Origin of the sequence: Pseudomonas sp. TE50-2, assembly GCF_040813665.1 — a bacterium.
Taxonomy (GTDB): domain Bacteria; phylum Pseudomonadota; class Gammaproteobacteria; order Pseudomonadales; family Pseudomonadaceae; genus Aquipseudomonas; species Aquipseudomonas soli.
Genome location: NZ_JBFNXN010000001.1, coordinates 5,865,231 through 5,889,098, shown reverse-complemented (window position 1 = coordinate 5,889,098; position 23,868 = coordinate 5,865,231). Strand labels below are relative to the sequence as shown.

The 23,868-nt window shown below is 59.5% G+C and carries 23 protein-coding genes and 2 pseudogenes; 14 read left to right on the top strand and 11 right to left on the bottom strand.

Going from position 1 to position 23,868, the window contains the following annotated elements; translation table 11 throughout:
* Positions 1–102 precede the first annotated feature (102 nt).
* Positions 103–1,587, top strand: a complete 1,485-nt coding sequence (gene prpD, locus AAHK21_RS26730; protein ID WP_367858919.1) for a 2-methylcitrate dehydratase — start codon at positions 103–105, stop codon at positions 1,585–1,587.
* Between the two features lie 183 nt (positions 1,588–1,770).
* Here prpD and acnB read toward each other — a convergent pair whose 3' ends face one another.
* Entirely contained in the window at positions 1,771–4,380 is a 2,610-nt protein-coding gene (gene acnB / locus AAHK21_RS26725) for a bifunctional aconitate hydratase 2/2-methylisocitrate dehydratase (RefSeq protein ID WP_367859038.1), read from the bottom strand.
* Between the two features lie 407 nt (positions 4,381–4,787).
* Here acnB and AAHK21_RS26720 point away from each other — a divergent pair, with 407 nt between their 5' ends.
* On the top strand, positions 4,788–5,267 hold the full coding sequence (locus tag AAHK21_RS26720; RefSeq protein WP_046854916.1) for a DUF1289 domain-containing protein: 480 nt from the start codon (positions 4,788–4,790) through the stop codon (positions 5,265–5,267).
* Positions 5,268–5,381: 114 nt separating this feature from the next.
* Here the strand turns inward: AAHK21_RS26720 and queD are convergent, their stop codons facing one another.
* Together queD and AAHK21_RS26710 are read right to left on the bottom strand one after the other, a co-directional pair.
* Complete coding sequence (gene queD / locus AAHK21_RS26715) at positions 5,382–5,738, bottom strand: 6-carboxytetrahydropterin synthase QueD (protein WP_023630589.1); 357 nt, start codon at positions 5,736–5,738, stop codon at positions 5,382–5,384.
* A 53-nt stretch (positions 5,739–5,791) separates the two neighbouring features.
* Entirely contained in the window at positions 5,792–6,871 is a 1,080-nt protein-coding gene (locus AAHK21_RS26710) for a patatin-like phospholipase family protein (protein WP_367858918.1), read from the bottom strand.
* A 194-nt stretch (positions 6,872–7,065) separates the two neighbouring features.
* Here AAHK21_RS26710 and AAHK21_RS26705 point away from each other — a divergent pair, with 194 nt between their 5' ends.
* The 5 genes from AAHK21_RS26705 (at position 7,066) to AAHK21_RS26685 (ending at position 11,070) form a co-directional block, all read left to right on the top strand.
* Complete coding sequence (locus tag AAHK21_RS26705; protein WP_046854989.1) at positions 7,066–7,374, top strand: PepSY domain-containing protein; 309 nt, start codon at positions 7,066–7,068, stop codon at positions 7,372–7,374.
* Positions 7,374–7,688, top strand: coding sequence for a PepSY domain-containing protein (locus tag AAHK21_RS26700; protein WP_023632694.1), 315 nt, complete (start codon positions 7,374–7,376; stop codon positions 7,686–7,688). Before AAHK21_RS26705 ends, AAHK21_RS26700 begins: the two co-directional genes overlap by 1 nt.
* The gene (locus tag AAHK21_RS26695) at positions 7,689–8,357 is read left to right on the top strand and encodes a response regulator transcription factor (protein WP_102683274.1); all 669 of its coding nucleotides are present in this window, start codon (positions 7,689–7,691) and stop codon (positions 8,355–8,357) included.
* Positions 8,354–9,673 (top strand): sensor histidine kinase, encoded by a 1,320-nt coding sequence (locus AAHK21_RS26690; RefSeq protein ID WP_367858917.1) that lies wholly within the window; start codon positions 8,354–8,356, stop codon positions 9,671–9,673. Before AAHK21_RS26695 ends, AAHK21_RS26690 begins: the two co-directional genes overlap by 4 nt.
* 239 nt (positions 9,674–9,912) lie before the next feature.
* On the top strand, positions 9,913–11,070 hold the full coding sequence (locus AAHK21_RS26685; protein ID WP_367858916.1) for an HPP family protein: 1,158 nt from the start codon (positions 9,913–9,915) through the stop codon (positions 11,068–11,070).
* Here the strand turns inward: AAHK21_RS26685 and AAHK21_RS26680 are convergent.
* Together AAHK21_RS26680 and AAHK21_RS26675 are read right to left on the bottom strand one after the other, a co-directional pair.
* On the bottom strand, positions 11,044–11,910 hold the full coding sequence (locus AAHK21_RS26680) for a LysR family transcriptional regulator (RefSeq protein WP_046854993.1): 867 nt from the start codon (positions 11,908–11,910) through the stop codon (positions 11,044–11,046). The genes AAHK21_RS26685 and AAHK21_RS26680 overlap by 27 nt on opposite strands.
* Positions 11,911–11,975: 65 nt before the next feature.
* Positions 11,976–12,839: a universal stress protein gene (locus AAHK21_RS26675; protein WP_367858915.1), complete on the bottom strand. Its 864-nt coding sequence runs from the start codon at positions 12,837–12,839 to the stop codon at positions 11,976–11,978.
* Positions 12,840–12,996: 157 nt separating this feature from the next.
* On the opposite strand from AAHK21_RS26675, the pseudogene miaE reads away from it, so the two are divergent.
* From miaE to AAHK21_RS26660, 3 genes and pseudogenes are all read left to right on the top strand, one after another.
* Positions 12,997–13,122: pseudogene (miaE, locus tag AAHK21_RS26670) on the top strand (tRNA isopentenyl-2-thiomethyl-A-37 hydroxylase MiaE); the annotation flags it as partial.
* A 28-nt stretch (positions 13,123–13,150) separates the two neighbouring features.
* Positions 13,151–13,750: a tRNA-(ms[2]io[6]A)-hydroxylase gene (locus AAHK21_RS26665; RefSeq protein ID WP_367858914.1), complete on the top strand. Its 600-nt coding sequence runs from the start codon at positions 13,151–13,153 to the stop codon at positions 13,748–13,750.
* Positions 13,751–14,537: 787 nt separating this feature from the next.
* Positions 14,538–14,924 (top strand): hypothetical protein, encoded by a 387-nt coding sequence (locus tag AAHK21_RS26660; RefSeq protein ID WP_367858913.1) that lies wholly within the window; start codon positions 14,538–14,540, stop codon positions 14,922–14,924.
* Positions 14,925–15,146: 222 nt separating this feature from the next.
* On the opposite strand, the gene AAHK21_RS26655 is transcribed toward AAHK21_RS26660, so the two are convergent.
* From AAHK21_RS26655 to AAHK21_RS26645, 3 genes are all read right to left on the bottom strand, one after another.
* A complete protein-coding gene (locus tag AAHK21_RS26655; RefSeq protein WP_367858912.1) occupies positions 15,147–15,929 on the bottom strand; it encodes a hypothetical protein in 783 nt (260 codons plus the stop codon).
* A 76-nt stretch (positions 15,930–16,005) separates the two neighbouring features.
* Positions 16,006–16,566 (bottom strand): recombinase family protein, encoded by a 561-nt coding sequence (locus AAHK21_RS26650; protein WP_367858911.1) that lies wholly within the window; start codon positions 16,564–16,566, stop codon positions 16,006–16,008.
* A 441-nt stretch (positions 16,567–17,007) separates the two neighbouring features.
* Positions 17,008–17,250, bottom strand: coding sequence for a helix-turn-helix domain-containing protein (locus AAHK21_RS26645; RefSeq protein WP_367858910.1), 243 nt, complete (start codon positions 17,248–17,250; stop codon positions 17,008–17,010).
* Between the two features lie 348 nt (positions 17,251–17,598).
* On the opposite strand from AAHK21_RS26645, the gene AAHK21_RS26640 reads away from it, so the two are divergent.
* Positions 17,599–18,429, top strand: coding sequence for a TonB family protein (locus tag AAHK21_RS26640; RefSeq protein WP_367858909.1), 831 nt, complete (start codon positions 17,599–17,601; stop codon positions 18,427–18,429).
* Between the two features lie 899 nt (positions 18,430–19,328).
* Here the strand turns inward: AAHK21_RS26640 and AAHK21_RS26635 are convergent.
* Complete coding sequence (locus tag AAHK21_RS26635; protein WP_367858908.1) at positions 19,329–20,906, bottom strand: recombinase family protein; 1,578 nt, start codon at positions 20,904–20,906, stop codon at positions 19,329–19,331.
* 150 nt (positions 20,907–21,056) lie between these two features.
* On the opposite strand from AAHK21_RS26635, the pseudogene AAHK21_RS26630 reads away from it, so the two are divergent.
* A pseudogene (locus AAHK21_RS26630) lies at positions 21,057–21,563 on the top strand (tRNA-(ms[2]io[6]A)-hydroxylase); the annotation flags it as partial.
* Between the two features lies 1 nt (position 21,564).
* On the opposite strand, the gene AAHK21_RS26625 reads toward AAHK21_RS26630, so the two are convergent.
* Positions 21,565–21,885: a YqjD family protein gene (locus AAHK21_RS26625; protein WP_094011308.1), complete on the bottom strand. Its 321-nt coding sequence runs from the start codon at positions 21,883–21,885 to the stop codon at positions 21,565–21,567.
* 131 nt (positions 21,886–22,016) lie between these two features.
* Between AAHK21_RS26625 and AAHK21_RS26620 the strand changes: the two genes are divergently transcribed.
* Positions 22,017–22,280: a hypothetical protein gene (locus tag AAHK21_RS26620; RefSeq protein WP_023630897.1), complete on the top strand. Its 264-nt coding sequence runs from the start codon at positions 22,017–22,019 to the stop codon at positions 22,278–22,280.
* Between the two features lie 67 nt (positions 22,281–22,347).
* On the top strand, positions 22,348–23,289 hold the full coding sequence (locus AAHK21_RS26615) for a carbon-nitrogen hydrolase family protein (protein ID WP_367858907.1): 942 nt from the start codon (positions 22,348–22,350) through the stop codon (positions 23,287–23,289).
* Positions 23,290–23,314: 25 nt separating this feature from the next.
* On the opposite strand, the gene AAHK21_RS26610 is transcribed toward AAHK21_RS26615, so the two are convergent.
* Positions 23,315–23,785, bottom strand: a complete 471-nt coding sequence (locus AAHK21_RS26610; protein ID WP_367858906.1) for an LEA type 2 family protein — start codon at positions 23,783–23,785, stop codon at positions 23,315–23,317.
* Between the last annotated feature and the right edge of the window lie 83 nt (positions 23,786–23,868).

The window sequence follows — 23,868 nt, the reverse complement described above, 5'->3', positions numbered from 1 at the left end:
TCCCACAGGGATAGCGCTTGGCTTGAGTGCGGCGCGGTCGGGGTGGGAGCCGGCTTGCCGGCGATGGGCTGCGCAGCAGCCCCAGTCGCAAAGGAGCCGCCAATGAGCGCCAATACTGAATTCAACACCCGTCCCGACTACGATCAGGTCCTGCAGACCCTCGCCGACTATGTGCTCGGCTACCGCGTCAAATCCTTCGAGGCGCTGAACACCGCCCGTCACTGCCTGATGGACACCCTGGGCTGCGGCCTGCTGGCCCTGCGCTTCCCGGAATGTACCAAGCATCTTGGCCCGTTGGTCGAAGGCACGATCGTCCCCCATGGCGCCCGCGTGCCGGGCACCAGCTACCGCCTTGACCCGGTCAAGGCGGCCTGGGACATCGGCTGCATCGTCCGCTGGCTGGACTACAACGACACCTGGCTGGCGGCAGAGTGGGGCCATCCCTCGGACAACCTCGGTGGCATCCTGGCGGTCACCGATCACCTGTCGCAAAAGCGCGTGGCCAATGGCGAGGCGCCCCTGGCCATGCGCGAGGTGCTCGATGCCATGGTCATGGCCCACGAGATCCAGGGCGTGCTGGCGCTGGAAAACTCCTTCAACCGGGTTGGCCTGGACCATGTGCTGTTGGTCAAGGTCGCCTCGACAGCAGTGTGTGCCAAGCTCATGGGCGCCAGCCGCGAACAATTGTTGTCAGCACTCTCTCACGCGTTCGTCGATGGCCAGGCCCTGCGTACCTACCGTCATGCGCCCAATGCCGGGTCGCGCAAGTCGTGGGCGGCGGGGGATGCCTCCAGTCGTGGCGTGCGCCTGGCCGATATCGCGCTGCGAGGCGAGATGGGTGTGCCCGGTGCGCTGACCGCCAGGCAGTGGGGGTTCTATGACGTGTCGTTCAGCCACACCAACAAGGACCTGGCGCTCAAGCCCGAGGCGCAGCGCGAACTGCGCCTGCCGCAGCCGCTGGGCAGCTATGTGATGGAAAACGTGCTGTTCAAGATCAGCTTCCCCGCCGAATTTCATGCCCAGACGGCCTGCGAAGCTGCGGTGATCCTGCACCCGCAGGTGCGCAACCGCCTGCACGAGATAGACCGCATCGTCATCACCACCCACGAATCGGCGATTCGCATCATTTCCAAGGAAGGGCCGCTGGCCAACGCCGCGGACCGCGACCACTGCCTGCAATACATGACGGCGGTGCCGTTGATATTCGGTGACCTGGTGGCCGAGCACTACGAAGATGCCTTCCATGCCGCGCACCCGAGCATCGACCGCCTGCGCGAGAAGATGGTGATCGTCGAGGAGCCGCGCTTCAGCCGCGAGTATCTGGAGGCCGACAAGCGTTCCATTGCCAATGGCGTGCAGGTGTTCTTCAAGGATGGCTCGCACACGCCGCAGGTGGTGGTGGAGTACCCGATCGGGCATCGGCGCCGGCGGGAGGAGGGGATGCCTTTGCTGGAGGCGAAGTTCAGGGAGAACCTGGCGACGCGATTTGCGCGGCAGCGCTGTGAGGAGATCGTGGCGTTGTGCAAGGACCAGGCGAGGCTGGAGGGCATGCCGGTGTACAGGTTTGTCGATCTGTTCGTGATTTGATGTTGTCTGTTGCGGCCTCATCGCTGGCAAGCCAGCTCCCACAGGTTTGGCGCAGACCTTGAGCACTGCGCGATCCAGTGGGAGCTGGCTTGCCAGCGATGAGGCCGGCGGCTCAAACAAAAAAGCCCCGGTATCTCTACCGGGGCTTCTTCTTACCGCTTGCAACTTACCACTTGCAGCTGTTTACGCCTGAACCACCGGGATCTTGGCGTTGGCCGCGGCTTCGCGGAACTCGGCGATCTGGTCGAAGCTCAGGTAGCGGTAGACGTCGGCAGCCATGCTGTCGATGTCCTTGGCGTACTGCATGTACTCTTCGACGGTCGGCAGCTTGCCGATGATCGAAGCGACAGCAGCCAGCTCGGCCGAGGCCAGGTATACGTTGGTGGCGTCGCCCAGACGGTTCGGGAAGTTACGGGTCGAGGTGGAGACCACGGTCGAACCGGTCTGCACACGTGCCTGGTTACCCATGCACAGCGAGCAGCCTGGCATTTCCATGCGCGCGCCGGCCTTGCCGTAGATGCCGTAGTAGCCTTCTTCGGTCAGCTGGTGGGCGTCCATCTTGGTTGGCGGGGCCAGCCACAGACGGGTCGGGATACCGCCCTTGACCTTGTCCAGCAGCTTGCCGGCGGCGCGGAAGTGACCAATGTTGGTCATGCACGAACCGATGAACACTTCGTCGATCTTCTCGCCCTGTACCGAGGACAGCAGGCGGGCGTCGTCCGGGTCGTTCGGCGCGCAGAGCACAGGCTCCTTGACGTCGGCCAGGTCGATTTCGATGATTTCGGCGTATTCGGCATCGGCGTCGGCCGACAGCAGCTCAGGCTTGGCCAGCCAGGCTTCCATGGCCTGGGCGCGGCGCTCCAGGGTGCGGGCATCGCCGTAGCCTTCGCCGATCATCCAGCGCAGCAGGGTGATGTTGGACTGCAGGTACTCGGCGATGGCCTTTTCCGGCAGCTTGATGGTGCAACCGGCGGCGGAGCGTTCGGCCGAGGCGTCGGACAGCTCGAAGGCTTGCTCGACGGTCAGGTCGTTGAGGCCTTCGATCTCCAGGATGCGGCCGGAGAAGGCGTTCTTCTTGCCTTTCTTCTCGACGGTCAGCAGGCCTTTCTGGATAGCGTAGTAAGGGATGGCATGGACCAGGTCACGCAGGGTGATGCCAGGCTGCAGCTTGCCCTTGAAGCGCACCAGGATCGACTCTGGCATGTCCAGCGGCATGACGCCGGTGGCGGCGGCGAAGGCCACCAGGCCCGAGCCTGCCGGGAACGAGATGCCGATCGGGAAGCGGGTGTGCGAGTCGCCACCGGTGCCGACGGTGTCAGGCATCAGCATGCGGTTCAGCCAGCTGTGGATGATGCCGTCGCCCGGGCGCAGCGACACGCCGCCACGGGTGCGGATGAAGTCTGGCAGGGTGTGGTGGGTGGTGACGTCGATCGGTTTCGGATAGGCCGCGGTGTGGCAGAACGACTGCATTACCAGGTCGGCGGAGAAGCCCAGGCACGCCAGGTCTTTCAGCTCGTCGCGGGTCATCGGGCCAGTGGTGTCCTGGGAGCCGACGGTGGTCATCTTCGGCTCGCAGTAGGCACCTGGGCGCACGCCCTGGCCTTCCGGCAGACCGCAGGCGCGGCCGACCATCTTCTGCGCCAGGGTGAAGCCCTTGGTCGAAGCGGCAGGTTGCTCTGGCTTCTTGAACAGGTCCGATGGGGCCAGGCCCAGCTCGGCACGGGCTTTCTCGGTCAGGCCACGGCCGACGATCAGCGGGATACGACCGCCAGCGCGGACTTCGTCGAGCAACACTTCGGTCTTCAGCTCGAAGCTGGTGACCAGTTCGTCGCTGTCGTGGCGGCGCACTTCACCTTTGAACGGGTAGACGTCGATGACGTCGCCCATGCCCAGGTTGGTGCAGTCGAACTCGATCGGCAGGGCGCCGGCGTCTTCCATGGTGTTGTAGAAGATCGGGGCGATCTTGGTGCCGAAGCAGAAACCACCGGCGCGCTTGTTCGGTACATACGGGATGTCGTCGCCGAAGAACCACAGCACCGAGTTGGTGGCCGATTTACGCGAGGAACCGGTACCGACCACGTCACCGACGTAGGCGACCGGGAAGCCCTTGGCCTTGACCGCTTCGATCTGCGCCAGCGGGCCGACCGAACCAGGCTGCGAAGGCTCGATGCCGTCGCGGGCCATCTTCAGCATGGCCAGGGCGTGCAACGGGATGTCAGGGCGCGACCAGGCGTCCGGGGCAGGGGACAGGTCGTCGGTGTTGGTTTCGCCAGGCACCTTGAACACGGTCAGGGTGTACTTGTCGGCGATCGCCGGGCGCGAGGTGAACCACTCGCCGGCAGCCCAGGATTCCAGCACGGCCTTGGCGTGGGCATTGCCAGCCTTGGCTTTTTCGGCCACGTCGTGGAAGGCATCGAACATCAGCAGGGTGTGCTTGAGCTGTTCGGCCGCGACGGCGCCCAGTTCGGCGTCGTCCAGCAGCGCGACCAGCGTTTCGATGTTGTAGCCGCCCTGCATGGTACCCAGCAGCTCGGTGGCGTGCTTGCGGTCGATCAGCGGCGACTTGGCTTCACCCTTGGCGACAGCGGAGAGGAAAGCGGCCTTGACGTAGGCGGCTTCGTCCACTCCTGGCGGAACGCGGTTGGTGATCAGGTCTACGAGGAAGGCTTCTTCGCCGGCCGGCGGGTTTTTCAGCAGCTCGACCAGGCCTGCAGTTTGTTCGGCGTTCAGCGGCTGGGGCACGATACCCAGAGCGGCACGCTCTTCGATATGTTTGCGGTAGGCTTCAAGCACAGTTATTACCCTCATCAGTGGTCCCTAAAGGGAGTCCGGGACGCTCATCCAGCATTCTTCTGCACCCATGCGCTGAAGACGGCTTTTTGAGCCGGCAAGCCAGGGTCGCAGAGAATCCTTACAGAAGCTGTTTTCAAAGTTTTACGCCTGTAGAACGGAAGGCTGATGAGGGGTTGGCCGTGGCCATGCGCTCGCATGGACAGGGCCAACGCCGTTCTACCGGATGAACTGTGCTCGTGACGCTTTGAAAACAGCTTCCAACGGACATGGTTGCCTTGAAAAGGCGGAGTGATTCTACGGCAAAAATTAGCCGAAAGTAAGGCGGCGAAGAAGACTTTAACGGGTGACCCTGGTTAGACAAAGGGCTAACATGGGGCCGTGTTCCACCGCCAAGCCGTTGTTTTTACATGTCCAACCAATCCATCAAGACGCCTTGCGTCGGCCTCTGCTCCACAGTGTATGGAGACCTGGTGTGCCGCGGCTGCAAGCGCTTTCACCACGAAGTGATCCACTGGAACGGCTACGACGACGAGCAGAAGCGCGCCGTGTGGCTGCGCCTGGAGCAACTGCTGGTGCAGGTGATGATGGCCAAGCTGGAAGTGTTCGACAAAGCGCGCTTGCGCGAGCAGCTCGAACAGCGTTCGATCCGCTATGTGGCACAGCAGTCGGAATATTGCTGGGCCTACCAGCTGATCGCCCGCGGGGCGCGGATGATTCGCGACCTGGAGGCCTATGGGATGGCCTTGCTGCCGGAGTTCCGCGACTGGGAGCTGCCACAACTGCGCGACGCCATCGATCGGGAATTCTTTTTGCTTTCCGAGGCGCATTACCAGCGCTATATCGCCCCGAGCTTCTTGCGTGATGCTTTGGCGGCAGATCAGAAATAAGCGTTGCCCTCATCGCTGGCAAGCCAGCTCCCACAGGTTCCGCGCTGTCTTAAGAACGTGCGCAAGACCTGCGGGAGCTGGCTTGCAAGCGATAGGGCCCATGCAGATGCTCGATCAGTCGCCGGTGTACTCGCACCCGCTGGTGCAGGTCTCGTGGATGCGCACCTTCGACAGTTCCGGCAGCAGCGGCTTGACCTGGTCCCAGATCCACTTGGCGATCACTTCGCTGGTGGGGTTTTCCAGCCCGGGAATATCGTTCAGGTAGTTGTGGTCCAGCTGCTCGTAGATCGGCTTGAAGATCGCCTTGATCTCGGAGAAGTCGCGGATCCAGCCGGTGTGCGGATCGAGCGGGCCGGTCAGGTGCAGGGCGACCTTGAACGAATGGCCATGCAGGCGGCCGCACTTGTGGCCGGCAGGGACGTTGGGCAGGCGGTGGGCCGATTCGAATGTGAACTCTTTGAAAATTTCCACGCTGGCATAACTCTGTGTGAATCAACGATGCGCGCAGTCTACCAGCATGCCCGCTACAAGGCTTGCAACCGATCCTGTAACCGCCCGGTGGCGATCAGCTCCAGCAGTTCGTCGCCCAGGCGCCGGCTTTCGGCGATGGCCTTGTACCAGTAACGCTTGCGGCTCGGCGCATCGCCCATGAAACGCTTGAAGTCGTTGCGATCCGGCAACTTGCCGTAGGGCAGGGTGGCCAGGTACTGCGGCGACGGGGTCATCAGCAATACGTTCTGCAGGCGCGTGGCATCGCCCTTGCGCCAGGGCAGGGCCTTGTCGAACCAGCCGGGCACCACCTTGTCGGTGAAGTGCGGGTAGAGCACCAGGTCGTCGCCGCGGTAGGGCAGGTCCAGATGGTAGTCGAGCAAGCCGCCGTCGCGGTAGGTGCCGGCACCCGCGCCGGGGATGTCGCGTACACCCTCCATGACCATCGGGATCGAGCCCGAGGCGAGCAGGGCGTGGCGCAGGTTGGCCAGGTCCAGCGGCAGGTTGCGCGAGGGGAAATCGGTGAGTGCCTCCAGCGGTGGCGCGGCACGTTCATCGTGCAGGATCACCCGCTCGAAGTGCCGGGCCAGGCGCGAGCGGCCCAGCAGGTTGCTGGCGATCACCGAGCCCAGCCCCACGCCCAGGCGGCCACGGTGGTCGTGGGCGAGCTGGCCGTGGCTCTTCACCACCAGGATGTTCAGGCGATAGTGCGGGTTGGCGAGGATCTGCCCATCGCGGCCCTGCAGCAGGTCGTCGAGCATGCGTTGGCAGCTCTGGCTGATTTCCCTGGGGGTCACGCCCTTGGCGAAATCCTGCTCGGTATACAGCTCGCCCAGGCGGCGGATGCCGGCCACCGGGTCGTCGAGGCAGGCACTGGCGAAACGCCAGGAGCCGATCGAGGCGCCGATCAATGCCCGTTGCCGTGGTGCCGTCGGCAGCCATTCACCGAACAGCGCCAGGTCCAGCCCCTGGATTCCCAAGGGCTTGGGGCCACCGGCGGCGCCCGGCAGCACGCCGACATCGGCGGCCAGCAGGCCGCGCTCGCGAATCTGCCGCAAGGCGCGCTGGCCGGCCTTGAAGGTCAGGGCGGGGTACTTGATGTGGATGGCGCTCATGGCGGGGTCTCGGGCAGGGCAGGCGGGCAGTATAGGGCTTTATTGCGAGGCGGCGATGCCATCACCGCCCCACGTGGCCGCGACAAGGCCGCAAGCTGCGCTATCATGCGGCCAGCTGTTTTCAGGTTGAGTTAAGGACCGGTGGTTAATCTTAACCCCGTAGACAAATTGCACATCTCGCTGGAGAGAACCTCATGAAAACTTTGACTGCCCTGTTCACCGCCGCCGCCCTCGCTTTCGGTGCCAATGCCGCCTTCGCCAAGGATGTGCAGCCCGATGAAGTGGTCAAGCTGGTGAACGCCAAGACCATCAAGTCGCTGGACGAGCTGAAGGCCGCCGCCGTGGCCAAGCACCCCGGCGCCACCGTGACCGACTCGGAGCTCGAGGACGAGTACGGCCGTTACATCTACAAGGTCGACCTGCGTGATGCCCAGAACGTCGAATGGGACGTGGCCCTGGATGCCAAGACCGGTGAAGTCCTGAAGGACGAGCGAGACAACTGATGCCTGCACTACCGCGAACGGCACGCTACCTGGCCTTGGCCCTGTTGACCGTCTGTTCGCTGGCCGCCGCGCGCGACCTGGACCAGGATGAAGCCCTGGAGCTTCGGCAAAAGGGCATCATCCTGCCGCTGGAGCAATTGCTCGAAGCCGCCCTGGGGCGTTACCCCGGGGCACGGCTGCTGGAGGCGGAACTGGAAGAGAAGCACGAGCGCTACGAGTACGAGGTCGAACTGCTGACCCCGGCGGGGGTGGTGCGCGAGATCAAGCTCGACGCCCGCACCGGCGCGCTGCTCAAAGACGAGGAAGACGACTGAATGCGCCTGCTGCTTGTCGAGGACAATGTCCCACTGGCCGATGAACTGACCGCCACCCTGCAGCGCCAGGGTTATGCCGTGGACTGGCTGGCCGATGGCCGCGATGCGGTGTACCAGGGCCAGAGCGAACCCTACGACCTGATCATCCTCGACCTGGGCCTGCCCGGGCTGCCGGGGCTCGAAGTGCTGGGGCAATGGCGCGCGAGCGGCCTGGCCACCCCGGTGCTGATCCTCACCGCCCGTGGCTCCTGGGCCGAGCGTATCGAAGGTCTCAAGGCCGGGGCCGACGACTATCTGAGCAAGCCCTTCCACCCCGAGGAGCTGCAACTGCGCATCCAGGCCCTGTTGCGCCGGGCCAAGGGGCTGGCCAACCAGCCGAAACTGGAAGCGGCCGGCCTGCACCTGGACGAGTCCCGCCAGTGCGTGAGCCGTGAGGGTGTCGATGTCCAGCTCACCGCCGCCGAGTTCCGCCTGTTGCGCTATTTCATGCTGCATCCGGGGCAGGTGCTGTCCAAGAGCCACCTGGCCGAGCACCTTTACGACGGGGAAACCGAGCGTGATTCCAATGTGCTGGAAGTGCACGTCAACCACCTGCGGCGCAAACTGGGGCGCAGCGTGATCGAGACCCGCCGCGGTCAGGGCTACGTGTATGCCGGGAGCGCCGCGTGAAGTCGATCCAGGCGCGCCTGAGCCTGGGCCTGGTGGCGGTACTGGTAGTAGTTGGGCTGGCCCTGGCGCAGTTGACCTTGTGGCTGTTCGAGGCGGGCCTGCAGCGTTACCTGGAAGCTGGCCTGCGCAAGGAGAGCGAAAACCTGCTGGTGGCGCTGGTGCGTGGCCCGTCCGGCCTGCAGTTGGACGAGCGACGGCTGTCGGCAGCCTACCAGCAGCCGTTCTCGGGCTACTACTTCCGCATTGATTTCGACCAGGGTACCTGGCGCTCCCGTTCGTTATGGGACATGGACATGCCCAAGCCCGGCAAGCCCGGCCTGGACGACGGTCACGAACTGGGCCCCGAGGGCCAGCAACTGCTGGCCTATCGTGGGGACTACCGGCGGCTCGGCCAGGACATCTCGATCAGCGTGGCCCAGGACTATTCGCCGGTGCGCGAGGGCTTTCGGCGCATGCAACAGATCGGCCTGGGCCTGGGGCTGGTGGCGTTGATATTGGTCCTGGTGCTGCAGCGCCTCACCGTCACCCGCTCGTTGCGCCCGCTGGAGCGGGCGCGCCAGCAGATCGCCCAGTTGCAGCAGGGTCAGCGCTCGCAACTGGACGCCGAAGTGCCCAGCGAACTGCAACCGCTGGTGGACCAGATCAACCACCTGCTGACCCATACCGAAGACAGCCTGCGCCGTTCGCGCAATGCCCTGGGCAACCTCGGTCACGCCTTGAAGACGCCGCTGGCGGTGCTTGTCAGCCTGGCTGCCAGCGAACGCCTGCAGGCGTTGCCCGAGGTGCGCGCGCAGATGCGCGAGCAACTGGAGCAGATCCAGCAACGCCTGGCCCGCGAACTCAACCGCGCGCGCCTGGCCGGCGATGCCTTGCCCGGCGCGCAGTTCGATTGCGATGGCGAACTGCCCGGGCTGCTGGCGACGCTGGGGATGATTCATGGCGAAGGCCTGCTGCTCGAGCGCGACGTGCCTCCGGGCTTGTTGCTGCCCTGGGACCGTGAGGATCTGCTGGAGCTGCTCGGCAACCTGCTGGACAACGCCTGCAAATGGGCCGACAGCGAGGTGCGCCTGGGCATCGCCCCAAGCGCCGAGGGTTACCAGCTGTGGGTCGATGACGATGGCCCGGGCATCCCTGAGGCGCAGCGCCTGCAGGTGCTCGAACGCGGCTCGCGGCTGGACGAGCAGGTCGATGGCCATGGCCTGGGGCTGGGCATCGTGCGCGACATCGTCGAGGCCTGGGGTGGACGCATCGCACTGCTGGAAAGCCCGCTGGGCGGGTTGCGAGTGAGTATCGAGCTGCCGCGCAAGGTCCGCTGAGCCAAGCCGCTTCTGCTGGGGACCAGATCAAGCCTGCAAAAAAATTGCAGTACAGCCGCAGTTTTTTGAATTGGCCCAGCGCCACCTGCGCCCGGCACAATGCCGGCCACGAAACCTTGCGGTTTCCATCTCTCCAAGGACGGAGCCCCCTTGCGCCACTGCATTGCGCAACACAGGGCCCAGGCCGGTCGCGCTGGGCTTTCTTTTTACCATCAGAAGAACACGATCAAGTCACCTCGATGTCTGCCTCGCGTCCCGAATCCCGCTTGCAGCGCTTGCTCCCGGCGCCGCTGAACATCCCTCCCCGAGAATGGTTGCGTGCAGGTCTTGGCGCGCTGCTCGGCCTGTTTCTCGCCGGCTATCTTTGCAGCCTGGCCTATGGGCCATCGATTGCCCTGCATCTGCTGGGCCCGCTCGCAGCCTCGGCGGTGCTGGTGTTCGCCGTGCACTCCGGTCCGTTGGCCCAACCCTGGCCCGTGCTGGGCAGCTACGCGCTGGCGGCTGTCGTAGGCCTGGCCATGCGCCACGCCTTCGGCGATGGGCTGTGGGTCGCGGCGGCGGCGTTGGGCATCGCCATCCTGGCAATGTGCCTGCTGCGCTGCCTGCACCCGCCCGGTGGCGGCGTGGCGGCCAGCGCGGTGCTGGCCGATCCGGGGTTGGTGGCCATGGGTGACCACCTGCTCGAGCCGGTAATGCTGAATGCGCTGATCCTGGTCGGCGTGGCCGTGCTCTACAACCGTCTGACCGGCGTGCGCTACCCCAAGGGCGCGATCCCGCGGCGCGACTTGCACCACACCCACGACCCGCTGCCGGGCGAGCGGGTCGGCATCAGTGCCGGGGACCTGGACCAGGCCCTGGAGGAGATCGGCGAGTTCGTCGATGTCACCCGTGACGAGCTGGAGCGGATCATCCTGGCCACCGAGCAGCACGCCCTGCACCGCAGCCTGGGCGGCATCACCGCCAGCTCGGTGATGTCCCGCGACGTGCAGTGGGCAACGCCGCGCACCACCCTCGAACAGGCCTGGAAGCTGTTGTCCGGCCATCACCTCAAGACCCTGCCGGTGCTGGAAGAGGGACGCCTGGTGGGGATCGTCAGCCTCAGCGACCTGGTCGGCCCGGCCATGGCCCGTGGGCGTTTCAGCTGGCGGGGCCTGTTCCGGCGCAAGGTGGTGCGCCTGGAGCAGGTGATGAGCCGGCGGGTGGTCAGTGTCGGCAGCCAGCATCCGCTGGAGCGCCTGTTGCCGTTGCTCAGTGAACAGGGGCTGCACTGCCTGCCGGTGCTCGACGACGAAAAGCTGGTGGGGGTGATCACCCAGACCGACCTGATCGCCGGCCTCAAGCGGCACCTGCTCACTGCCGCGGCGCAGGGCTCAGATCACCGGGTCCCAGCGCTGTGACCAGTCGCTTTCGCCAGCGGCCACCAGCCGGCGCAACACGCTGAAGGCCTGCTGCAATGCCTCGCTGTCGCGTTCGCGGGCATGCACCAGGAAGGTCGGGTAGGTGAACTCCGGCGCCTGGGGCACGCGCTCGAACACCCCGCTTTGCAGGTAGGCCTGGACCACCCGGGTGCGGAAATAGCCGCTGCCGCCGTGCTCGAGAATAAACTGCAGGGCCAGGGGCCCGAGGTTGAAGCTCAGGGCCGGGCGCGACAGGTCGGGCAGGGCGGCATCATGCTGGCGGCGGAACGCTTCGCCCCAGTCGATGTAGATGTAGGGATCGGGCGCATCGACCCGGCGCACGCGGATCAGCTTCTCTTCCATCAACTGTTCGACCTGCAGGCCGGGGCCATAGGTCGGCTGGTAGACCAGCGCGGCGTCGAGCAAGCCCATCTCCACCTTGCGCAGCAGCGCTTCGCCATCGCTGACCTCGCTGCGGATGGCATGGCTGGGCAGTTCCTGGTGCAGGGCGCTGACCCAATCGAGCAGCATCGGGTTGCCCAGGCTCACCTCGGCGCCCACATGCAGCACCTGCTGGCAGCCCTGGGGCAGCGGCAGGTCACGGCGCGCCGCTTCCCAGGTCTGCACCAGCTGGTTGGCATAGCTGACGAACGCCTCGCCATCGGCGGTCAGGCTGGCGCCGTTGCGGCTGCGCACGAACAGCTGGCAACCCAGTTGCTGCTCCAAGCGCTGCACGCGGGCGCTGATCGCCGTCTGCGAGACGAACAGGCGTTCGGCGGCGGCGACCAGGCTGCCGCAGCGGACGATTTCCAGGAAGGTGCGGGCCTGATCGATGTCCATGGTGCTGCTTCTGTGACGGGGAGGCAGCCTATTCTAGAGGCATTGCACCTGTTTGGGGCGCTGGTTCAGCCACGTGCCTGTTCAGCCAAGTGTGCCGTGGCCTCTTCGCTCTTGAGCACCAGCACATCGCCTTCCAGCGCATCCAGGACCACTTCCGCCGTGTTGCCGATCAACGCCCCGGAGATACCGGTGCGGGCCACGGTACCGACGATGGTCACCACCGCGTCGAGTTTCTTCTCGGTATAGGGGATCAGTACGTCGGCCGGCCCTTCGGCGATATGCAGCCTGTCATCGGTAATATCGAATTCCGCCTGGAACGCCGAGCACGCTTCGCGATAACGCTTTTCGATGGTTTCCGTGAGCTGGTAGACCGGGTCGGAAGCCGACAGCATCGGCGATGGATGGGCGCTGATCACGTGCAGTTGGCCTTTGGCCAGGCTGGCGATGTCATAGCCGTGATCGATGATGCTGGCATGCAACAGGCGATGGGCCTCGTCCTGGTTGCCCACATCCACCGCCGCCAGGATCACGCCGCCGGTCCAGGGGCGTTCGCTCTTGACCATCAGTACCGCGCAGGGGCACTCGCGCAGCAGCTTCCAGTCACTGGGGGTCAGCAGTGCCTTGCGCAAGGGATTGTCCGGGCGGTGCTCCTTGATCACCAGTTCACAGCCTTCCGCTTGCTGCACATGGATGATCGACTGGTGCAGGCTGTCCTTCCACTTCTGTTCATGGGTGACATTGTCGTAGCCATCGTCATGCAACTGGCTGCTTAGCAGGCTCAACAGCGCGCTGTGGTCCTGCTTCTTGTCGCACATCAGCAGGTGCAGGCGCGCACCGGTCACCCCGGCAATCAGTTTGGCCCGGGTCAGGGCCCGGCTATGGGCGTGCTCGGGGTCGAGGACGACGAGGATGCTGCGCACGGCTTGCATGGGCGTGAACTCCTTTCGCGGATGGCGACCAATGCCTGACTATAGACGGCGCGGCGGCTGCCGCCGGTTGACCTGCATCAAGCATAGTCACTGGCGCTCGCCAGCGCCGCCGGTATAATCGCCGGTCCCGCCGATGTCCCCTGCGATTGTGAGTACCATGTCCCTGATTCCTGAAATCGATGCCTTCCTGGGTTGCCGCACCCCTGACGCCTGGATCGAGGCGGCACTGGCCGACCAGGAAACCCTGCTGATCGATCACAAGAATTGCGAGAAAAGGGCGGCAATGCAACCACGAAATCGGAGAAACCATCATGCTGCCTGAAATTCACGATTTCCTGGCCTGCCGAACGCCTGATGCATGGGTTCAGGTTGCCCTTGAGCAGCAGGAGGTGATGCTGATTGACCATAAGAACTGCGAGTTCAAGGCTGCCAGCACTGCCTTGAGCTTGATCGCCAAGTACAACACCCACATCGATCTCATTAACATGATGTCGAGGTTGGCCCGCGAAGAGCTTGTGCATCATGAACAGGTGCTGCGCTTGATGAAGCGGCGTGGCATTCCACTCCGTCCCGTTTCGGCGGGACGCTATGCCTCGGGACTTCGAAGGGTGGTGCGTGCCCACGAGCCTGCCAAACTGGTGGACACGCTAGTCGTAGGGGCTTTCATTGAGGCCCGCAGTTGCGAACGTTTCGAGTCGTTGGTACCACATCTCGATGAAGAGCTTGGCCGGTTCTATCACGGCCTTCTGAAAAGCGAAGCACGGCATTTTCAAGGCTACCTGAAGCTAGCCTACCTTTACGGGGATGCGGCTGATGTAGATGCGGTGATAGAGAAGGTAAGGGCGGTGGAGCGTGAGCTGATTGAAGGCTCAGATGAGGAGTTTCGTTTCCACAGTGGTATACCAATCTAGGCTCTGGACGAAAAGCCTTGATACTCGGTGGTGCTGCGTTGAAAAGCCTCGGAATGCTCATTTGCAACCCGTAAACCGCTTCCTCGGCTGTTTTCGCCTTGCCTGACCTTCGTCCCAAGGTTTTTCATACAGACCCAAGCGCATTTTAAGGCCCTTCTTAGACTCATTCTGGCCCGGCCACTTCGCGCCCTTGCCATCGGCTCATCCTGCCTCAAAGCAGTCGTCAACACCTTGAAAACCCCTTTCCTGCGCCTCATATCGTATGATGGCCATTCTATGGCCTGACTAAAACTTGTCTAATAAGGCTAAAAATGGCGCAATATTATTACACTACCAACCTGCACCAGGGCGAATCCACCCGATTCGCCTCCCTTCACAACATCGGTTCGAAACCCAGCTATCCTGGCATCTACAAGTGCCAGACCTGCGGATTTGAAGATGTGATTAACCGGGAATGTGAGAAATTCCCGCCCTGCTCGAATTGCTCTGGTAAGAAAGGTGCCAACACCTGGAAACTTTTGGTGCAAGCCACCGATGATTGATGTTTAAACGATGGTGGACCTCTCAGTCCACCATCCTCCGGGTAGGCTGAACAAGTCCAGCCTAGGTCAAACCCATGATTTTTCGCTGCCACGCAGGGAAATTACCATGAACCAACGAACTGTGCGTGGTCTATGGATGTGGCTAATTCGCCCACCGCATATCTAGGCCATCGTGTTCGTTCATATATCATTGATTGATCGAGTGCTAACGATTGAATCGTCCCCCCTTACGTCTAGGAGACTATATGAAACAAGGTGAAGCGAGGACGTTAACCCTCGTTGTCGAGGCGGAATCTGACGTACATCTGCACAAGCTGCTGGAGATGGCGTTATTCGAGTTGAGGGAGTCACAAAAGGATGCTAAGGACTTTTTGGAGGAGCTTGGTTCAACCAAGCGATTTGAGACCGAAGGAACAATGGGCGGTTACAAGCTGGATTATACGTATGGCGGTGCAGAGCTTGTCGCGGTGAGGAATAAGCTAATCAGTGACGGGTATGAGTTAACTCATCGGGCGGGCGTATTTAACAAGGATGCTGTCTATACCCATCAGGACGGAAAATCGGTAAAGTTGTTGAACGTAAACACTTTGGAGATTAAGGATCATGACCCAGAAAAATCGTTGCCATTCTAGACCCTATGCCCAATTAAGGTATGTTTTCAGCAATCGATTTGTATATACCCAGGGGTGCGAGTACTCATTCCGCTAGTTGCCATGTAGGTACCATCAAAAAACCTACCCCTGCCGGGGGTAGGGGTATACTTCTCTATTGCTCGATGTAGGTTTAGTGCGCCAGTATCAAACGGTTTACTCATAGATATGCACAAGGGGTGCCAAGGATTGCTTTTTATACCGCTAAAGTCGTTTTAAATTGTCGGCTTCAAAATAGCTGCGAACAAATTTAACGATTTCATCTGCGATGGGTTTAAGATGATTGAAAGCCTGCATGTATTTTCCATGAAGTTCACGTGACCATACCTTGTGATCTATTGGGAGAGCTGGGAATTTAGCAGGTAGGCTCTTTGATTCTTGGTCAAGTAGCGCTATGAGTAGGTATTGATTTTTTGCAGCCTGGGTCAAGTATTCGGATAACAGTTCAACCAGCTTTATTGGAAGTAAAGGGTTTTCCAAGAGTCTTGTGATTTTCTGATTCATTTCACAGTATTGCTTATTAATAAATAGCCGATCCATTTTGTAGTCACCCCAATGGCCTACCCAAACCTGGGAGTAGGAAACCTCTTCTTGTGATCCGGTAGAGTCTTTGAGCTTTGATGAATTGTTCCCTGGATCCATTGTGAGAATTTTCATTGGACAGTTGGTTGGGCTGTATGGTCTTTGGTCTGGATCAAATTTCATGTCGAATATGCTTGCTACGTATGAGTCCATAAGGTAGCAGGCGTTGGCATCAAACAGCGTAGAGAAACTAAAGTCGTCTCTAAGTGGGAGTTCACTTTTGCCGACAAAGAGAGACATAGTCTCGCTCATGACTTTCAATTGTTCCTTGAAAACCTCTGTGCGGATAGGCTGTAGTACTGTACGTCGAGCTTGGCGATAGGTAAGGATGGCTAATGCTCCTGCTAAAAGCCAAAAGGCAATCTGGGCGATATCTTTTGTGATTGTTAGATAGATTATATCCACGTGATCTTCCTCGGTTCTAGAATACGATAAATCCAATCAGAAACGAGCGTGCCATGGATCTAGGTCGAGTTAACACTTAATTCCAGAGGCGTTTGACTGTTGACAATGAAACGTCCAGTAGTCGCACGACTTCGCTTTGTGATTTGCCATCAGCCTTGAGCCGCCTCACTTGTTCTGCACCTGCCTTCGGTGGTCGACCAAGCGTCTTTCCTTCATTTTTAGCACGTGACAAACCTGCTTGAGTGCGCTCAATGAGCAGATCTCTTTCGAATTGTGCCACAGCGGCAAGAACCCCCATCGTCATTTTTCCGGCTGCACTGGTTAGGTCTACGCCACCCAAGGCGAGGCAGTGAACCCGGATACCTCTGCGTTCCAGCATCTCAACTGTCGATTGCACATCAATGGCGTTACGACCAAGTCGATCTAGCTTTGTGACGACTAGAACGTCACCTGATTCCATACGATCAAGCAAAAGGTTGAAGCCCTTGCGCTCATTGGTGCTAGTGCTTCCAGAAATGGTTTCTTCAATGACCCGCTGGGATTGCAGATCGAAGCCAGCAGTCTTGATTTCCTGCACTTGGTTTTCAGTCGTCTGGCCGGTAGTTGAAACGCGGCAGTAGGCAAATGTTCGGGACATGGTAACGGTATCTCATTAGGTGTCATAAACGTGGGTTCATTTTATGGGTTGGTGTCAAAAAGTAAATACCTATATTTTGACACCTGCAATTTATGCATCGATTGGTGGTGTCAAAAATGGTCGTTTTAGACACCAGACCTGAAGGTGTTGAATATAGGCTCTCGTTTCCTAGTCATTACTGAGCGAGGAACACGTATGGCGCTTTACAAAAAACGGCGGGCTGCTTGTCTACTCAACCCATGGAGCCTTTGATTCGACCCATAGGCCAGGCACGGCAGCTCCTCACCTGGGTATCTACCGTTGCACGGCGTGTGGTGATGACATCGCGATAGATGGGGGATATAGATTGCCCCGCAGAGTAACCGTCCACAGCCACAATGCTGGACGAGCCGCCTTGTAGCTACTGGTGTGCCCAGTGCAGGCGTAGCTTCCTGTGAAGGATTAAGAATTTGGGTGGATGTTGTCCATGATCACCTCCACCTCACCTATCAATTGGGAGGGGGAGCAGTTTAAGGCGGCTGCAAGCTTGAATAGGACCGCAATCGTAGGCTGGTGGATGCCGCGCTCGATCAGGCTGACGTAGTTGCGTTGGATGTCGGCTTCGTAGGATAGCTGCTCCTGCGTCAGACCGGCTTCCTTTCGTTTCTGCCGCAACACCTTCCCGAAAGCTTCCCCGATCTCCACGTTCCTGACTCCGGCCTAAAAGCCAGTCAATGTCCGGGATGGTCGTAGGAACGTCTTCACAGTATACTGGTAATTTCTCCTTCTCTTGATGAGGTCGTGCTTTGAAAACCTACGTTGCTCTGTTCCTGGCAGCCATCAGCCTACCAACTGCGGCGGTCGCTGGGGTTTGCGCTTTCGAGTTCGGGCTTGTCTGGTCTATCAGGCAGGCTACTGGTGTTGGTGTCCTGGTCTGCTCTGCGATTCTTCTACTCGCCTTGATCATGTTCCTATGGGGTGTGCCTGCGATGAGCAAGCGGCTTCGTTTGCAAACGATTGAGCCACGTATGTAATTGGACTTAAGGACGAGTCATGAAATTCAAAATGGCTGCTGTACTGGCGTTTGTTTCCGTAGCCGCAAATGCGCAAGGTTTCACGTCCGGCGATGGTTCGGTTTTCAATGACCGTCTACAAGAAATGCTTACCTCCACAGGGTGGAATTTTAAAGCAGCAACCAATGCTGGGCTGGTTGCTGATGAGTGGCGACTCAACCAAGCTGCTGCCCGGCTCAAGTACGGGGCACCAAAGATCTACTACGGTCGCGTAGATAAGGTTTTGGTAGACAACATGGGAACATACTTCGTAGTTGGGGCTGGGACACCGCGTGCAGTCACTGTAGTTCTGGAACGCTTTCAGGCTGGGCCATGGGAACAGAAGAACGATCAGTACGTGATGACTGGCATGCAAAGCAGTTTGGAGTTTGCTTCGCAGGTGAAGCCTGGGGCGAATATGTACTTTCAGTGCAGACGTGCTGAGTTTGGACTAGGCGCGTATCTGGTTAACTGCCTAGCTTTTTCCCCGCATGTTGCGATGAAAGGGGTTGTACCCCAGATATCCCGTGGTGTTGATGTCGCCAGCCATTTCGATGAATTGATCAAGGCACGAGCAGCAGAAGGCTGGGCACGTCCGCCGTCTGCTCGACTCGGTCTTTCCGTGAAACTACGAATTTCTATGTTGCCAGACGGCACAATTCGAACGGTGGCTGTAGAGAAGGCCAGTGGCGATCATGCCTACGATCAGTCCGTCGTCAATGCAGTAAAGAACATCGGAGCTCTTCCAGAAGTGCAAGAAATGTCACCTGGTGAGTATTCCAACCATAGCAGTTTCAGTATTGTGCTTACGCCACAGGACTTGACGTTTTAAACGGCTCTGTAGGCGCCCTGGTGGTGTTCTGGAGCGGGGTGCCATGGGTAGCCCTATAAAGTCGCTCAAATCGCACGCGGTGCTGCTTGCTGGGCTATTTTCATTGGTGGGTGGATTAAGTTTCGGCTTTCCATCCGCCCGCCATTGAGATAATGAAGATGTAACTGACCGGCTTCCACTCCACATTTGGTGTCTACACAATTTGGACCTGGTCTTGGCAATGTAGCTCATCCATTCGAAGTAGCGATCTTGTTCGTGCCGCGTGATTAGACAGTTACCATGCCGGTCGTGGGTTGGCGGGATTATCGAGTAATCCGCCAGCCTGCCCGATTTTTTTAGTTCAGCGTGAAGGTGGTGCAAACTGTAAATTCTATCCTTGCTGTCATCTATCACCAATGCATGGTGATGGTGCACGCCCGTGTTGTCAGTTTCGCATACAGTAATTCGTGGTGGGTTGTAGCTAGACTTTTGTACGAAGAAGTTTCGAATGTGTGCGCTGTACTCCGATAAATTCATCGAGTCAGTGAAACGAGTTCGGATATGGAAACCCCTGGGTTTTTTTAGATTGCCTGGGTTCATATACGTAAGAGCGTACAGTGCTTCTAGAATGTTTTCGTATGTTGGGTGTGCTGGATCGCACTTGATCTTGGAATCTTTGAATCGATCTTGGATGATGGTCTTTCGTCTTTTGAATGTCATTTCTTTTAACTTATTCTTGTCTCTGTATTCGTTTCTTGATTAGGTTGTCCCTCTTCAGAAAGAGAATTAAAGATCATGGGATTGGACAGGCCTGCAAGCCTCAGTCTGTAGGCGTTTGGGTTTGATCTGGTACTTTGTAAGTCATGTTCCAGAACAGTCGTGGTTTCTTTTGTTTCTGCCTTGGGGTCGATTTATAAAAATCAGTGGTTTTCACATTCTGTGCTGAGCTGGCCTTCCTGTTTCCCTAGTTTAACTGGCCTCCGTTCTTCAAGCATCTTACGGAGGGTGGTGGTTCGTCCGAGTGCGATGGTTCCCTGCTTGTTGATAATGTGTTTTATCGTGTCGCCAACTAGCACCTTATATGCTTGCTTTTTCCGGTCGTATCCGGTGTACCTTGATGAACTGAATTCGTTCCCAGTGGTGTTGGCTTTGATTCGTCCATCGTTAAAGCAGGTTAGGTTGTAGTTTGCACTCTGTAGTAATGCGTTTAGACGCATCGGGTTATCTTCGATTAGTTCGTATTGGTAGTCCCATGCCTCTTCGTACCTGCAATGGTTTTCTTCGAGTTCAATGTTTAATGCTAGCTTTTGAATTTCGAGTGCCCTGCGGCTTTCGATAGCGTTCGTGAGTTGTTGATTGAGTTCAGGTACAACGCCGTGGAGTGCTTGTAGGTGCGTCAAGTTTTCAATGATTTTTGTTATTTCTCGAAGTTTTCCATCAATTACTATAATTTCTTTTCTTTGAACGGTCAGTTGGGTTCTTTGCATGGCTGTTTCGACTGCTGATGTCGCGGTGTCTTGGCAGATGTGCATAAGAACTGGCACTGGAAATGATTTCCCGTTTGGGCATCGAGCGTCACCGAATTTGCATCGGGTGCTACAGTGCATCGAGAACGGACTGTGTTTGTTTACTTTTATTTGCATGTTTGCACCGCACTCACCGCACTTAATGAGCCCTGATAGGAAATAGGTGCGTGGGGCTGTGGCCGGTTTGTATTCATCCTCGAACCGTTGTTGCACCTGATAGAACAGCTCTTCAGAAACAACGGCTGGGTAGATTTTGTGTTCTTTCCAGTATCCAATTGCTGTCTTGTTTGTGAGCCATCGCCTGATGGTGCTGGGGTTTATACGTTCAAATGCCGAATGTTTGCCTTTCAGGTTTCTAAGAATTCTTCTTTCGCCGAGCCCTGCCAAGGCGTCTTCAAATGCATCCTTCATTGCGGCAGCTATACCGTCTTTGAGCTTGCCGTCAGATGTTAACCATATGGGGGTTCTGCGCCTGGGAATGATTCCGTTTTTGGCGATTTCTTCACGTCTTCGATAACTTGCACTGATACGCTTAGATAATGACTGGCTGTAATGGAAAGCCTGCTGGACTTTCCCGAGAAGGGTCCATATTTGATCTGTCTTGATGTCAGGGCCGTATGTTACTCCATCTTCTAGTGTTACGATCTTTACCTTTGACTTGATAATGTCGTTGATCAGGGAGAACATTTGCAGTTCGGGTAGCCTGCCGATCCTATCGATTGCTTCAACGAGGATGACGTCTCCTTCTCCTATTTCTTTCTGCTCAATAGCTTGCAGCAACTTACCGAATCCATGTTTCAGGTGATCACCCTTTGAAGCTGATCGGCCCAGATCTTGGAAGGTTTTCGGGTATATTTGGTATTCTGTGTTGTTGCTTATCCATTCTGCAATCAATTCTTGTTGACGGGCCAGACTTGTACCTTTGCCTTGTTTGATACTAGAAAAGCGCGCATAGCCAACTGCGTAGGGCATCAATTGTCCTTCGTTGTAAAGTTCTTTGGTTGGGTTCGGGCTAGTGCCCGTTATGTCTAAAGTAAACCACGGAAATGGTTGTTTCTAAACATTCAAGAATTTTAATTTCCGCCTGTTCCCACGGTTGGTAGGTACACCGCAGACAATAGCGAGTTCAAGGCCGCCAGCACGGCGCTGAGCCTGATCGCCAAGTACAACACCCACCTCGACCTGATCAACATGATGTCGCGCCTGGCCCGCGAGGAGCTGGTGCACCACGAGCAGGTGCTGCGCCTGATGAAGCGTCGCGGCGTGCCGCTACGGCCGGTGTCGGCCGGGCGCTATGCCTCGGGCCTGCGGCGGCTGGTGCGGGCGCATGAGCCGGTGAAGCTGGTGGACACCCTGGTGGTGGGGGCCTTTATCGAGGCGCGCAGCTGCGAGCGTTTCGCCGCCCTGGTGCCGCACCTGGACGAAGAGCTGGGCACCTTCTACCACGGCCTGCTCAAGAGCGAGGCGCGGCACTATCAAGGCTATTTGAAACTGGCCCACCAGTACGGCGATGAAGCGGACATTGCCCGGGTGGTGGAGCAGGTACGCGAAGCGGAGGTCGGGCTGATCACCTCGCCCGACCAGGAACTGCGCTTCCACAGCGGTATTCCCCAGGCTCAGGCCGCCTGAGCTATTGCCGGCGACCGAGCAGCAGCCCGACTACCAGGCCGAAGCCTGCAGAGACCGCCACGGTCTGCCAGGGGTGGCCACCGATGTATTCCTGGGTCGCCTCGACCACCGGCTGCGCCTTCTGGCCCAGGCGGCTGGTGGCATCGCGCGCCTGGCGCAACTTGAGCCCCAACTGCGCGCGCATGCCTTCGGCTTCCTCGCCGACCAGCGACGCGCTGTCGCTGAGCAGCTTCTCGGATTCCTCGATCAATGCCTGCAGTTCGCTGAACACCTGATCCTTGATCTGGTCGTTGTTGCCTTGCGCAGCGGTTTTCCTGGCCATGTACACATCCTCGTGAAGGGTTGGGCGTTGAACAATGGATGCCACGCTGCCGGGAAAGTTGCAGCGGCGTACCGGTGGTGCGTCGACGCAGTGTAAGATAGCGCCCATTTTCCAGCGGCAGGTAATACCCGATGAGTTTCAATCTGGCCAACATGAGCTTCCAGGAACGGGCGCAGATCGAGGCAGAAAAGGCCCGCTTGTTCGACTACTGGCAGAACAACCTGGGCAAGGCCAAGGGCGAGGCGGCGCGCCTGATCGCAGAGAAGCCACGGCGCAAGGGCAAGTGGGCCGAGTGGGTGCGTGCCGAACTCGACGGCATGTCGCCGCCGGAGTTCAACCAGCTGGTGCGCAGCGAAGTGAACAAGATGATGGCCGCCGCCAGCGCCAACCGCTGAGCCAGGCGAACACCCCGAACGCCTGCGCTGGAGAATCCAACAGACCTTCCTGACTGGAGTTCCCTCGATGCCCAAGTCCATCGTCGCCGCCCTGCAGATCGGTTCGCTGCCTGGCGGCAAGGCCGCCACCCTGGCGCAGATCCTCGACTACGAGCAGGCCATCTGCGACGCCGGTGCCAACCTGGTGGTGATGCCCGAGGCCTTGCTCGGTGGCTATCCGAAAGGCGAAGGGTTCGGCACCCAGCTCGGCTATCGCCTGCCTGAGGGGCGTGAAGCCTTCGCCCGCTATTTTGCCAATGCCATTGATGTACCGGGGCCCGAGACCGACACCTTGGCCGGCTTGTCGGCGCGTACCGGAGCGAGCCTGGTGATCGGCGTGATCGAGCGCAGCGGCAATACCCTGTATTGCACGGTGCTGTTCTTCGAACCGCACGCCGGCCTGGTGGCCAAGCACCGCAAGCTGATGCCCACCGGCACCGAGCGGCTGATCTGGGGCAAGGGCGACGGCTCCACACTGCCGGTAATCGAAAGCCGTGCCGGGCGCATCGGCGCGGCAGTGTGCTGGGAGAACTACATGCCGCTGCTGCGTACCGCGATGTACGCCAAGGGTGTGCAACTGTGGTGCGCGCCGACAGTGGACGAGCGCGAGTTGTGGCAGGTGAGCATGCGCCACATCGCCGTCGAGGGGCGCTGCTTTGTCATCAGCGCCTGCCAGGTACAGGACTCGCCCGCCGCGCTGGGCCTGGAGGTGGCCAACTGGCCGGCCGAGCGGCCACTGATCAACGGCGGCAGCGTGATCGTCGGCCCACTTGGGGAGGTGCTGGCCGGGCCGCTGGTGGGTGAGCGTGGCCTGCTCTGCGCCGAGGTCGATACCGATGAGCTGGTGCGTGCGCGCTACGACTTCGATGTGGTCGGCCACTATGCGCGGCCGGATGTATTCGAACTCAGCGTGGACGAGCGTCCGCGGCCCGGAGTCCGTTTCGTAGGTTCATCCAGCGCAGGCGAGTGATCTGCCAGTCTGCCGGTAAAGCTGGTTACCAGGCGGGGCCTGCGGCCGTTGGCAGGTCGAGCTTGCCTTTGTCGGTAAAGCGCACGGTGCCCAGCGGCCCTCCCGCCAGCTTGCCGCGCAACACATAGGGCAGGCCCTGCAGCGAGTCCACCCGGCTCAGGCCGTAGGCGTGGCGCAGGAAGGCGAAGGCGGTGACGCTCACCGGCACCACCAGCACCGCTTCGTCGTAGCGGCCGATGTGCCCGCGCTGGTCGCTCACCCCGGCCGCCAGGGGCTGGTCGTTGACTTCCAGGTTGAGGGCGATGCCGTTGAAATCCACCGGGGTTTCATTGGGGTTCTGCACGCGGATCTTCACCGCCATGCGCAGTTCCAGATCCTGGCCAGGCAACGGATCGATGCCGATCACGCTGATGTTCAGCGGATCGCGACTCTGGAACAGGGCGCAGGCGTTCAGGCCAAGGGTCAGCAGCAGGATCAGGCAGATGCGGGCATACATGGGGATCTGGCCTTGTGGCACGGGCGAGTCGGCAGTGTCGCAAATGCGTGGCGGCGATGAAAGCGGGGCCTGCCGACGTTGCG